11 protein-coding genes and 1 pseudogene are annotated in these 11,996 nt (G+C 63.6%); 5 read left to right on the forward strand and 7 right to left on the reverse strand.

Annotated features, from left to right (window positions below):
• Positions 1 to 605 precede the first annotated feature (605 nt).
• Both VGH68_RS29760 and VGH68_RS29765 read left to right on the forward strand, forming a co-directional pair.
• Positions 606 to 1,427: a sulfite exporter TauE/SafE family protein gene (locus VGH68_RS29760; protein WP_331607329.1), complete on the forward strand. Its 822-nt coding sequence runs from the start codon at positions 606 to 608 to the stop codon at positions 1,425 to 1,427.
• Positions 1,428 to 1,510: 83 nt separating this feature from the next.
• Complete coding sequence (locus VGH68_RS29765; protein WP_331607338.1) at positions 1,511 to 1,774, forward strand: hypothetical protein; 264 nt, start codon at positions 1,511 to 1,513, stop codon at positions 1,772 to 1,774.
• A gap of 129 nt (positions 1,775 to 1,903) precedes the next feature.
• Here the strand turns inward: VGH68_RS29765 and VGH68_RS29770 are convergent, their stop codons facing one another.
• A complete protein-coding gene (locus VGH68_RS29770) occupies positions 1,904 to 3,808 on the reverse strand; it encodes an ATP-dependent metallopeptidase FtsH/Yme1/Tma family protein (protein WP_331607330.1) in 1,905 nt (634 codons plus the stop codon).
• A gap of 794 nt (positions 3,809 to 4,602) precedes the next feature.
• On the opposite strand from VGH68_RS29770, the gene VGH68_RS29775 reads away from it, so the two are divergent.
• Entirely contained in the window at positions 4,603 to 5,226 is a 624-nt protein-coding gene (locus tag VGH68_RS29775; RefSeq protein ID WP_331607331.1) for an ABC transporter ATP-binding protein, read from the forward strand.
• Between the two features lie 113 nt (positions 5,227 to 5,339).
• On the opposite strand, the gene VGH68_RS29780 is transcribed toward VGH68_RS29775, so the two are convergent.
• Positions 5,340 to 6,347, reverse strand: coding sequence for an NAD(P)-dependent alcohol dehydrogenase (locus VGH68_RS29780; protein WP_331607332.1), 1,008 nt, complete (start codon positions 6,345 to 6,347; stop codon positions 5,340 to 5,342).
• 202 nt (positions 6,348 to 6,549) lie between these two features.
• The gene (locus VGH68_RS29785; protein ID WP_331607333.1) at positions 6,550 to 6,864 is read right to left on the reverse strand and encodes an antibiotic biosynthesis monooxygenase; all 315 of its coding nucleotides are present in this window, start codon (positions 6,862 to 6,864) and stop codon (positions 6,550 to 6,552) included.
• Positions 6,865 to 7,100: 236 nt separating this feature from the next.
• Between VGH68_RS29785 and VGH68_RS29790 the strand changes: the two genes are divergently transcribed.
• Positions 7,101 to 7,298: a heavy-metal-associated domain-containing protein gene (locus VGH68_RS29790; protein ID WP_331607339.1), complete on the forward strand. Its 198-nt coding sequence runs from the start codon at positions 7,101 to 7,103 to the stop codon at positions 7,296 to 7,298.
• 62 nt (positions 7,299 to 7,360) lie between these two features.
• A complete protein-coding gene (gene copM, locus VGH68_RS29795) occupies positions 7,361 to 7,756 on the forward strand; it encodes a CopM family metallochaperone (protein WP_331607334.1) in 396 nt (131 codons plus the stop codon).
• Between the two features lie 128 nt (positions 7,757 to 7,884).
• On the opposite strand, the gene VGH68_RS29800 is transcribed toward copM, so the two are convergent.
• The 4 genes and pseudogenes from VGH68_RS29800 to VGH68_RS29815 all read right to left on the reverse strand — a co-directional run.
• Entirely contained in the window at positions 7,885 to 9,126 is a 1,242-nt protein-coding gene (locus VGH68_RS29800; RefSeq protein ID WP_331607335.1) for an MFS transporter, read from the reverse strand.
• A gap of 201 nt (positions 9,127 to 9,327) precedes the next feature.
• Complete coding sequence (locus tag VGH68_RS29805; protein WP_331607336.1) at positions 9,328 to 9,954, reverse strand: class I SAM-dependent methyltransferase; 627 nt, start codon at positions 9,952 to 9,954, stop codon at positions 9,328 to 9,330.
• Positions 9,955 to 9,964: 10 nt separating this feature from the next.
• Positions 9,965 to 11,152, reverse strand: a complete 1,188-nt coding sequence (gene prpF / locus VGH68_RS29810; RefSeq protein ID WP_331607337.1) for a 2-methylaconitate cis-trans isomerase PrpF — start codon at positions 11,150 to 11,152, stop codon at positions 9,965 to 9,967.
• Between the two features lie 35 nt (positions 11,153 to 11,187).
• Positions 11,188 to 11,996, reverse strand: a pseudogene (locus VGH68_RS29815) (Fe/S-dependent 2-methylisocitrate dehydratase AcnD); the annotation flags it as partial.

The following is an 11,996-nucleotide window of genomic DNA, read 5'->3' on the forward strand; positions in this document are numbered from 1 at the left end:
GCCACCAGACGTAACGTTTACCATCCGCTTTGTTCGCGTCGTTCCGAGTATCAAAATCCTTATGAGATTCACGCTCAGACATGCCGCTACAGTCGCCGTAGCGATCGGCATGGTTTATTTCTTCGTGTTTAACCACACGCCCCTTGGCACTGAACGCGAGAGCTCGAAGTCTCCTCCCGGCCTGTATAGGGCAGAACGCTGCTTACTCGATTGGGTGCCCGGAGGAAACTCGAAATACGTCGGACGTCTATTTGACGCAAAGAGCGGGGAACTACTTGCTCAGCATACGTTTGCCACACCTGTCCCGACCGTTTTGTGAAGCAGCTACGAAGGCGAGACTGTGCTGTTCTCCGTCGCAGACGGCGGCGACGACGCCACCTATATCCGCATACCGGGTTCCGCGTGGGACAGATTTCTGGCGGCGCGCCCTCGCCTTTGAGCCACTGGCCTCCTCGCCGCCCAGGCGAGGTATCATGCGGCCTCACCTGACCGGCCGCTTCCGCGCCCCCGCATAATCCGCGGAGCGAGGATCCGCCAGACGATAAAAAACAGACCACGCGCGCGATCCCACATCGACCCGCGCATCTCATTCGCGGATCTTCACGATGTCTGATTTCACCTTCGCGAGCGGCGTGCTGGGCTCCAGCCTGCAAGCGCTCGATCTCTTTGCGCTCGTCGGCATCGTCGTCGCACTGCTGCTGGGCGGGATGGTCAAGGGCGTCGTCAGCATCGGTGTGCCGCTCGTCGCGATGCCGATCCTGAGCCAGTTCCTGCCGATCAAGGCGGCCGTTTTGTTGCTATCGATGCCGATCATCCTCGGCAATATTCCGCAGGCGCTCGAAGGCGGCGATCTGCTGCCGACGATGAAGCGCATCGCGGCGCCGCTGATCGGCACCGTGATCGGCAACGTCGCCGGCGTGATGGTATTGATCTCGCTTGCGCCGCATCGCGCATTGGCCGCCGCCGGCACATTGCTGATGATCGCCGCGCTGCTGTTACTCGCCGCGCCGCGGCTCACGCTGTCGCCGGCGTGGGCGAAGCCCGCCGGTCTCGTGCTCGGATTCGGCGCCGCGCTGATGGAAAGCATCGCGTCGGTGCCCGGCCCGCTGCTCGCGATGTATCTGATCGCGACAGGCACGACCGGTAAGGCGTTCACGAAGCAGATCGCGATCATTCTGGTCGTGTCGATCATCACGCTGGTCGCCGCGTTCAGCGGCGGCGCGCATGCGAGCTGGACCGACCTCGCGATTTCGGCGTGCGCGAGCGTGCCCGTGATCGTCGGCATCCTGCTTGCGCGGCCGCTGCGCGATCGCCTGCCGCCCGCCGCGTTTCGCGCGCTGGTGTTGGTATTCGTTGTGGGCGCCGCCGCGCAGATGATCTGGAAATCGGGCGTGTTGCAAACGCTGTTCGCCGGACATCTGTCCTGACCGACATCGCATTGCCAATGCGTGCCGCGCAACCGTGGCACAGCCATTGCTGCTCTCCGGTTTATCTTCATCAACTGGAGAGCATGGTGTCGAACCCAGCGAATTCCCCGAATGAGCACGATCGCCAGGCCGATGAAGACCCGGGCGGCCCGCCGACGGAGGTCGCGAAGCCTATTGGCGATGCGATTCCGACGCCTGTCGAACCTGGCCTTGATCAACCACTGCCGAAGAAAGGCGAAGACCTGGTTCCGGATACGAATCAACCCGGCCAGCCTGGCGATGACCCGTTAGGCGACGCGGATGCACAGCCGGGCGTGCCGAAGCCCGGACCATCCGATTTCGCCTGATGCTTGATGTGCGTGGGTACTCGTGCGGTGCTGCGAGTGTGAAGCGAGCACCTGCCACAACGTTGTAATGAGCGCGCTGCAGGGCGGCAGCGCCTCAGAGAGTGTCGGGCGCGGCCCGAGCGCAGCAAGTCAAGCTGCGGCCGGTTCGTGAACGATCTCGAGCGTGCTCGCATGCTCGCCGATCAGCCGGTAAACCGTCTCGCCCGCCACTGTTTCGTGCTCGAGCAATTGATCCGCAATCGCGCGCAACACCGGCTCGTACGCGCGCAGCAACCCGTAGCAAAGCTCGTTGAGTTCCTTGAGCAACACGTTCGCGTGCTCGATCGCAGTTTTCATTTGCAGACCCGCGTACTGTGACGGCAGCGCCGCGAGGCTGAACAAACTGCCATCGCGGTTGAAGCCGAATTTCGACACCATGTCGAGACTGATGCGCGACGCTTCCTGCAAATCCGACGCGGCGCCGGACGAAGCCTCGGCGAACATCAGGACTTCCGCGTTGCGTCCCCCGAGCAGCACCTGGATCTCGTTGCGGATTTCGGTTTCGCGGTACAGGTGCTTGTCCTGTGCTTTCGTAATCAGCGCGACGCCCAGCGCGCCGCCGCGCGGCAGAATCGTCACTTCCTCCAGTACACCGGTGTTGAGCAGCGCGGCCACCAGACCGTGCCCTGCCTCATGCACCGCGATACGCTCGCGCTCGTCGTCGGTCAGCGCGCGTTCGGCGCCGCTCACGTCGCCGATGCGCGCGATCTTGATCGCTTCCATGAAATGTTTCGCGGCGATTTCGGTGTCGCCCGCCTTGCGCGCGATGAGCCCCGCCTGATTGACGACCATCGCGACCGTGGCCGGCGACAGCCCGGTCGTCAAACGCGCGAGCTGGTCGTAGTCGATGTCGGCGGCTTTCGATTTCAGCTTCTGCGCGTAGAAACGGAAAATCTTCGCGCGGTCTTCGCGATCGGGCAGCCGCACCTGCACCGTCCGATCGAAACGGCCGGGGCGGCGCAATGCTTCATCGAGGTTGTCCGGGTGATTGGTCGCGGCGACGACGATCACGCCTTCGTTCGATTCGAAGCCGTCCATCTCCGCGAGCAGCTGGTTGATGATGCGGTTGCTTTCCGCCTCGACCGGACCGCCACCGGTGTCCGTGCGTTTCGCAAGGCCGTCGGCCTCGTCGATGAAGATGACCGTCGGCGCGTTCTTGCGCGCGAGTTCGAACAGATGCCGGACTTTCTGGATACCGACGCCGTAGTACTTCGCGCTGAAATAACTGCCGGTAATCGAAATGAAGTTGGCGCCGCATTCGCCGGCCAGCGCCTGCGCGAGCCGCGTCTTGCCGACGCCCGGCGCGCCGACCATCAGAATGCCGCACGGCGCGCGCACGCCGATCGACGAGAACTGCTTCGGATCGGACAAATAACCGCGAATGTCGGCGAGCGCGGCCTTCGCTTCGTTCGCGCCGATCACGTCGTCGAAACGCAGCGTGGGCGTTTGGCTGAGCAGCTTCGCGCCGCCCTTCATCTCGCGCCGCATGAACCACGCCATGCCGCCGATCAGCACCAGCGGCAGCAACACGCTGAAGCCGTCGCGCAACTGATCGAACAGATGAACCCAGCGCGCGCCGCCGGTATGGATATCGACGTCGGGCAGCCACACCAGCTGATAGGCGGCGGCCTCGCCGGAGCGCGGTTCACCGAACAGCAACGCGTGCGAGAACGTCGCGTCGTGATCGGTGACGAAGTACTTCGAGCCGTCGCGCAGCGACACGAGGATCGCGCTGGGACTCACGCCGATCGCGGCAACGTTCGCGTCGCGAATGTCGCGCAACATCGTGGACGCATCTTTCTCCCGATGGGTCCACGCCGACGCGTCGTGACGCATCTGGCTCGCGACGCCGGTTAGCGCGGGCGCATGCTGCTGCCCGCGCTGCTGGAAATACCAGCCGCCCAACGCGAGCACCGCCGCAAAAAGCACCGCAATCGCCGCCACCGCGATTTTGCGAGTGCGTCGTTTCCCAAGCAACTTATTTCCCGGCTTCATGAGTCATATTCCAAAAGCGGGCTTGAACAAGCCCTTACCTACAAAGACAGCTCGTCGACAGCACGTGTCGAAATCAGAAAGTGAGTGCGCAGAAAACCGCTGATGCGAGAACCGCCGTGCGCGCACCGCGTGAAGGACACCCGGAAAGCAAAGAGGCATACGTCCCTTTTCCCGGTACATACCGGGCTTATCGTGCCGGCTGGACGCGCCTTTCGATGAGCGAAGAGACCTCGTTTGCCGCCATTGCGGCCGTGAATACGGCCGGTACCTCGCATACGGGACGCCAAAACAAAAAGAGCGCGCACCGCATTACTCCGGCGCACAGTTTATCAGCGCAAAATGGATCGCGTATTTCGAATGGTTATTTTTAACCACACCCCATTTAAAACCAGTCACATTTACTGGAATCAGGCGATTTAAAATGTGCCGCATTCATATGAATAAAGAGCGGCGCCGACAAGTATTGCGGGACGCGAGCTTGTCAATGCGATCCCGACGAAGCGCGCACCCCGAACGCTCGCGCAACCGTGCGAATTCGGGCAGCCCCCGCGGCATTGCGCCGATCAGCGCCGGAAGGCAGACGGGCAGCACACACTGCAAGAAAAGCGTTACCTTGGCCAGCGTACGCTCGCCCCCCGCGATCAGCGACACCGCCAGTTAGAGGCGCCCGCTGCCAACGCCCACCCGCTGCTACACTGGCGCGCATCGCCGTATTGAAGATCTCGCGCGAGCTTCGACGCAGCACGGCAACTCAACCGCGCGTGGCGTCGATCGCGCCATTTACCCGTCACTCGATGCTTCGATTCGACAACCTCGGCAAGCGCTACGGCGACCGCATTCTCTTCGAAAGACTGCATTTCGACGCGACTTCAGGATGCGTCGCGCTAAACGACGACTCCGGCAGCGGCAAATCGACGTTGCTCGGCATCGTCGCCGGCGCGATCGAAGCCGACGCCGGCGACGTGTGGCTCGGCGGCCAGTCGCTGCGCGCCGCGCGTCACGCCGCGCAAGCGGTCCTCACCTATGTGCCGGAAGACAACATGAACTGGCCGGATCAGACCGGCCGCGACTATCTGCAACAGGTCGCGTCGGCGCGACAAAGCGCGGTGACCCGCGATGTGCTTGCATTCGCCGAGCGCTTCGGCCTTGCGCCGCACCTCGACAAGCGCTTCGAACAGATGTCGTATGGCAGCCGTAAAAAGGTCTTTTTGACTGCGGCCCTGCTCGGCGAGACCCGCGTGCTGCTCGCCGACGAGCCGGCGGGCGGACTCGATGCGTCCGCGCGCGCGGTGCTCGCGGATCTGTTCCGAACGCTCGCCGCCAGCCGCACGGTGTTCTTCACGAGCTACGACGAAGCGTTCACGCAGGCCTGCGAGGCCACGCGCATCAGCTTCGCCGATCTGGCAAGCGGGGCTTGAACGCGCGTTCGATCGCGAACGGGAACTGGCACCGCCAGCGCGATGCCGGCGGATCGACAGAACCGTCGGATCGACGCCTCCCGGTCGCTCGCACAACGGCGGCAAGCATGCATTCAAATCGCCACGCAGATCTTGCCGAAATGGGCGCCCGACGCTTCATGCCGGAAGGCGTCGGCAAGCCGGTCCAGTTCGAACGTGCTGTCGATCACGGGCTTGATGCCGGTTGTTTCCAGCGCGCGCACCATCTCGATCTGCTCGTGACGGCTGCCGACGATCAGCCCTTGCAAACGCTGCTGCCGCGCCATCAGAAGCGCGGTCGGCACCGGCCCTTCGCGGCCGGTCAGCACGCCGATTAGCGCGATATGCGCGCCGATCCGGCCAGCGATGATCGATTGCGGCAGCGTGCCCGCGCCGCCCACCTCGATCACATGATCGACGCCGCGCCCGCCCGTCAGTTGACGCACCTGCTTGCCCCACTCCGGATTCTCGCGATAGTTGATCGTATGGTCGGCGCCGAGCTCGCGCAGCTTCGCGAGCTTGTCGTTCGACGACGATGTTGCGATCACCGATGCCCCCATCGCCTTGGCCATCTGCAAGCCGAAGATAGACACGCCGCCGGTGCCGAGCACGAGCACGGTGCTGCCCGCCTTCAACTGACCGTCGACGACGAGCGCGCGCCATGCGGTCAACCCGGCCGTGGTCAGCGTCGCGGCCTCCGCGTGGCTATAGCCGGCCGGCGCATGCGTGAAATAGTGGCTCGGCAGCACGACGGTTTCGCGCGCATAACCGTCGATGCCGTCGCCGGGTGTGGTCGAAAAATCGCCAATGGCCGGCGGACCGTTTTCCCACAATGGGAAGAAGCACGACACGACGTGATCGCCCGCGTTGAATTCGCGCACGCCTTCGCCGACCGCTTCGACCACGCCCGCACCATCGGCCATCGGAATGCGGCCCGCTTCAGCCCGCAGCCGCCCGCTCACGATCCCATAGTCGTGAAAGTTCAGCGAGCTTGCGTGAATGCGCACGCGAATCTGCCCGGCGGCGGGCTGCCCGGGATCGGCGAGATCGACGACCTGCAGGCTATCGACAGTGGCGGGCGAACCGATTCTGACGGCTTTCATGTTTTATTCCTCTGAAAGTGGTGCGGACGCACTGCCAATGCGGCACAGGCTTGCCCGCGTATAAGCGCACGCATGCGCCTACGTGCCCAGGCACGGGGACCCGGGCGACTCACAAAAGAATAGCGCAAGCGATTTCAGCGCGTCGGCCGATACGAACGGCCATGCCCGCCGCGCCGCGCTTAACGTTCGCGGCCCGCCCGCACTACTGCACGGTCTGGATCACCTCGAAACCTTCGAATTCCGGATGGCCGAGATAAAGCACGCGATTTTCATTGCCGGCGCTGCGATGCGCGGCGCGAAACGCATCCGACTTCGTCCATGCGTCGAACGATGCGTGGTCGCGCCATACCGTATGGCTCGAATAGAGCACGTGATCGTCCTTGCGCGGCCCTTTGAGCAAATGAAATTGCACGAAACCCGGCACTTCCTTCAGATGCGTGTCGCGCGTCGTCCACAGATGCTCGAATGCAGCTTCCGAGCCCGGTGCCACTTTGAAGCGGTTCATCGCGATGTACATGCTGTCAGCCTCATTGCGTTGGTGGTGCGGTTGGCGGTACATGAGTGATGCGCACGCCGGCGCACGGCCTCCTAGTCGACGCCGTCGGAGCACGAATGCGGATTCGATTATAGGCGCGCTGTCGTGATGGCTTTTTTCGCCGTCAAGCGCGAAAAATATTGGCGCCCCCGCTTGACCTTGCCACTGCAGGAAGGTCCACGATGGGCGAATCACTTGTCACTGGAGGCAACAAACAGATGGAATTCGTGATTCCCGACATGGCCTGCGGCGGCTGCGCTAGAGCCGTTGCGAATGCACTGCGCCGCATCGACCCGGCGGCGAAGATAGACATCGACGTGCCCGTTAAAATCGCGCGAATCACATCGGCGTTGCCGGAGAAGCGGCTTATCGAAGCGATCGAAGCGGCGGGGTTTCATCCGTCGCGGGCCAGCTGATCGAGTTTTTCGTTGCAGCATCCGCGTCACCGAAGACCCTCCTTTATCAACGGATATCCAATATGAAAAAGCTTCGCGCTGTTCGCGCTCTCTGTCTGTTCAGCGGTCTCGCGTTCGCGGTGGCGGCGGTGCCGGCCGACGCCCAGCATCAACCCATGGCCGGCATGGACATGTCCGCTTCCGCGCATGCCGACGCGGGCGACTCGACGCAGGCGTTCAAGGCCGCCGACGAACGGATGATGCACGACATGAGCGCCCCCGAGTACACGGGCGACGCCGATCGGGATTTCGTCGCGCATATGATTCCGCATCACGAGGGCGCAATCGGCATGGCGCAGGTGGAGTTGAAATTCGGCAAGGATCCGGAAATGAAGAAGCTGGCCCGCAACATCATCAACGCGCAACACGATGAAATCGCGTTGATGAAGCGCTGGCAGCAGAAGCACGGCGGCAAGTAAGCCGACCTCACCCGTGGCGAGGCAGCGGCCTCGCCACCGCACGCTGCACGCCGGCGCAGCACCGGCGCAACACCGGTCCGACACCAGCGCAAACGCGTACCCAACACCAGCGCAATCAGCGGTTGCGCTTACCAGCGCGGCCGCTTGCGCAACAGCGGCGTCATCGCGATCAAACCGAGAATCGGACCCGGCAGCAGCAACCACGCGACGCGCACATCGAGCGCATGATAGACGCTCGTCGACCACAGGATCGAACAGGCGGAGATGAAAAAGCCGACGCTGTTCTGCAGCGTCAATGCGCCGCCGATCTGGTCGGCGGGACAGGCCTTCACGGACAGCGCGGAGAACTGCGGCGAATCGGCGACCACGCTGATGCCCCACACCAGCAGCAGCGCCAGTTGCGCGGCGGTGCCGAGCGACGGGGTCAGCGGATAAATCGCGCACAGCGTGCCCGAAGTCGTCAGGGCCAGCGCGGCGGTTCGCGCGCTCCCCACCGACTTGCTGAGCCGGCCGCCCGACAGGCACCCGAGCGCACCGATACCGATGATCAGAAACGACCACAACGCGACCGTGCTGGCCGACACCGGCGCACCGCTCCCGCTACCGCTTGCGAACGCCCGTTGCACGAGCAGCGGCGTAAGCGTCCAGAACGCGTACAGCTCCCACATGTGCCCGAAATAGCCGAGCGCCGCCGCGCGAAATTCCTTGATTCGCAGCACCTGCCCGACGCCGGCAGACAGACCGAAGCGACGGTTGCCGGCGCGCCGTGCATGCGGCCCCTCGCCGAGCGAAAACACCAGCAGCGCACCGATCACCGCGAGCACCGACGATGTCAGCACCACCGTCTGCCACGGCACCGTCGACAGCAACGCGCGGATCGCATGCACTGACGCCGTACCGAGCGTCAGCATCGCGACCAGCAGCGCGAGCGTCTGCGCGGCGCGCTTCGGGTCCCATGTGACGAGCAGCTTCATCCCGAGCGGATAGATGCCCGCGAGCGCGACGCCCACGCCGAAGCGAAACACCAGCGCCGACGCGAGCCCGTTGCTGCACAGTGCGAATAGTGCATTGAGCGCGGCGCCGAGCACGCCGCAGATCGCGAAGACCTTGCTGGCCGACACGCGATCGGCCAGCCCGGTGGTGGCCGACAGCAACGTGCCGACGATGAAACCGGCCTGCACCGCATTGGTCAGCCAGCCGATTCCGGACGCACTCAGTTGCCATGCCACCTGCAGATCGCGCATCGCACCATTCGCGCTGAACCACAACGAGGTGCCGAGCAATTGCGCGATCGCGATCACCAGCACCGCACGCTTCGCGCGAGCGGCGTGCGCGCCGCTCGTGGCGTCAGCCTCCAGCCTGTCCTGCATCGCGCCTCCTGTGCTTCCATCTTTATTCGGCCACTGAAAGAAGTGGTCGGCAGCGGCCGGTTTCGAGCGGCCATTGTAGACGACACGTTGTTTTGGGACGGCGGATCCGGCGCCGGCGATCGAGGGACTTTCGCGTGTGGAATGGCGCGCGGGAGGAAGGCACTCAGGTGGCGTACAAACAGGCGGGCGGGCTGAAGACAATCAAGCCGCTTCGGCGGGTTTCTCGAATACCAGCCGCGTCCACGTCACGCCGTTCGCGCGATTGGCCGGCTGCACTGACGACGTGCGCAAGTCGCGCACGAGCCGCAATCCGTGCGCGAGCGCGAGGCCGATGGTTTCCTCGGCCGTGACGTCGAACATGCGGCGGCCCGCCGGCACCGGCCCATGCCGCAGCGACATGATCGACACGCCGCCCTCGCGCAGCAACGCCGCGACGCGACGCATCGCGCGATCGCGCTGCGCTGCGTCCAGATGCATCCAGACGGCCGACAGCATCACCACGTCGAAGCTATCGCGCCGCGCAACGAGCGCAGCGAGATCGGGCAGGCTGTCGTCGAGCCATTCGATTCGCGGCGACGGATGCAATTCGCGCGCCGCGTCGCGAAACGCGTCGACCGGTTCGACGGCGAGCACCGTATGCCCGAGCGCGGCCAAGCCGGCGGCGTCCGTACCAATGCCCGCGCCGATATCGACGATTCGCGACGGCGCCTGCGGTATCCATCGCAGGATCGGCGCGTGCCGATCGGCAAACGAGATCGTCCGCCACTGTTCGATCAGCGCGTCCGCCCGCTCGGCGTAGCCTTCGGTGCCGCTTGTGTCGATGGTCATCAGATGCGCGTCAAGCCTGCTGCGGCACCCGCACCCACCCTTCCATCAATACCCGCGCGCTACGGCTCATCATCGCCTTCGTGACGACCCACTCGCCGTCCTTCAAGCTCGCCTGCGCGCCGACCCGCAGCGTGCCCGACGGATGCCCGAAGCGCACGGACTCACGCTCGCCACCGCCCGCGGCCAGATTCACCAGCGTGCCCGGGATCGCGGCCGCCGTGCCGATCGCCACCGCCGCGGTACCCATCATCGCGTGATGCAGCTTGCCCATCGACATCGCGCGCACCAGCAGATCGACGTCACCCGCGCCAACACGCTTACCGCTCGAAGCAACGTACTCAGCAGGCTTCGCGACGAATGCAACCTTCGGCGTATGCTGCCGGGTCGCGATCTCATCGATACTCTTGATGAGCCCCATCCGCACCGCGCCATGCGCACGAATGGTTTCGAACATCGCCAGCGCCTTATCGTCGCTATTGATAGCGTCCTGTAGTTCGGTACCCTTATAACCGACCGATTCCGCATTAATGAAAATGGTCGGAATACCGGCATTGATCATCGTGGCCTTCAGCGTGCCGACACCCGGCACCTCGAGGTCATCCACTAGATTGCCTGTCGGGAACATCGCGCCGCCGGCGCCCTCTTCTTCGGCAGCCGGGTTCATGAACTCAAGCTGAACCTCGGCAGCGGGAAACGTCACACCATCGAGTTCGAAGTCACCCGTTTCCTGCACAACGCCATCGGTAATCGGCACATGCGCGATGATCGTCTTGCTGATATTCGCTTGCCAGATACGCACAATCGCCACACCGTTGTATGGAATCCGGCTCGCATCGATGAAACCCGCGCTAATCGCAAACGGCCCCACCGCCGCAGAAAGATTCCCGCAGTTCCCGCTCCAATCGACAAAAGCCTTATCGATAGCGACCTGCCCGAACAAATAATCCACATCGTGATCCGGCTTGCTGCTCTTCGCGATGATGACCGTCTTGCTCGTGCTCGAAGTCGCGCCGCCCATGCCATCGATCTGCTTGCCATAAGGATCCGGGCTGCCGATCACACGCATCAACAACGCGTCACGCGCAGCGCCCGGCAGCTGGGCCGCCTCCGGCAAATCCTGCAACCGAAAGAACACGCCTTTGCTGGTACCGCCGCGCATGTACGTCGCCGGAATCTTGATCTGTGGTTTGTGGGCCATGAAAGTGTTGTCCTGATGAGATCGTTTTTATAACCTTAAGCCGCAGCCTTGGTCGATTCGAGAAAGTCCTGCGCGAAGCGTTGCAACACGCCGCCGGCTTCGTAGATCGATACTTCTTCAGCCGTGTCCAGGCGGCACGTCACCGGCACCTCGACGCGCTCGCCGCTCTTGCGATGAATCACGAGCGTGAGATCAGCGCGCGGTTTGCGTTCGCCGATCACGTCGAAGGTTTCCGTTCCGTCGATAGCAAGCGTGAGACGATTCACACCAGGTTTGAATTCCAGCGGCAACACGCCCATGCCCACCAGATTCGTGCGGTGAATCCGCTCGAACCCTTCGGCCACAATCGCTTCCGCGCCGGCAAGCCGCACACCCTTGGCCGCCCAGTCGCGCGACGAACCTTGACCGTAGTCGGCCCCGGCAATCACGATCAACGGCTGCTTGCGCTCCATGTAGGTTTCGATCGCTTCCCACATACGCGTCACCTTGCCCTCGGGCTCGATGCGCGCCAACGAACCCGCCTTGACCTTGCCGTCTTCCAGCACCATCTCGTTCTTCAGCGTCGGGTTCGCGAAGGTGGCGCGCTGCGCGGTCAGGTGATCGCCGCGATGGGTTGCGTACGAGTTGAAGTCCTCTTCGGGCAGGCCCATCCTGGCGAGGTACTCGCCCGACGCGCTATCCGCCAGAATCGCATTCGACGGCGACAGGTGGTCGGTAGTGATGTTGTCACCCAGCACAGCCAGCGGACGCATGCCCTTGAGCGCGCGCTCGCCGGCCAGCGCGCCTTCCCAATACGGCGGACGGCGAATGTAGGTACTCATCTCGCGCCAGTCGTACAGCGGAT

It is taken from the genome of Paraburkholderia sp. (assembly GCF_036488505.1).
Lineage (GTDB): Bacteria > Pseudomonadota > Gammaproteobacteria > Burkholderiales > Burkholderiaceae > Paraburkholderia.